The following is a 426-nucleotide window of genomic DNA, read 5'->3' as shown; positions in this document are numbered from 1 at the left end:
ACATACATCTGCAACTCATGGAAGAATGCCGGGCTAAACTGCGCGTGCGGCCCACCGTGGATGTTGAGGATGAGCGGGGCCTTCTGCTCGCTGTCGGCAGAATTGCCCTCCGGACGCACCAGCCAGCCCTGGATCCGTTCCTCGCCGCTCTGTACCCAAAATTCTTCCGGTTGGGGAATGTTGACCTCGGAAACCCAGGCATCGTTGTGATGCGTCAGGCGCTGCTCGCCGCCTGTAGTAACCAGGGAGAGTTCCATCGGACGAGCCGGTTGCGCGGCTGCCAACACCAGGTCGTCGCCGCGTTGCTGGAACGCCTTAATATGCCGCCCCTCGGGCGTAAGGCATACTGGCTTCTTGCCGTTGCGCGGGAAGCGCACCACATGGGTGTCGCCACAGTCCGACACAATCGCATCGATCGCCTTGCCG

1 protein-coding gene is annotated in these 426 nt (G+C 61.7%); it reads right to left on the bottom strand.

Annotated features, from left to right (window positions below):
* Positions 1-426 (bottom strand): alpha/beta hydrolase family protein (locus tag J1781_RS00215; RefSeq protein WP_217232998.1); only part of this gene is annotated, 426 nt, incomplete at both ends.

Source organism: Rahnella perminowiae (assembly GCF_019049695.1).
GTDB classification, from domain to species: domain Bacteria; phylum Pseudomonadota; class Gammaproteobacteria; order Enterobacterales; family Enterobacteriaceae; genus Rahnella; species Rahnella perminowiae.
This window is presented reverse-complemented; position numbering and strand designations above follow the sequence as displayed.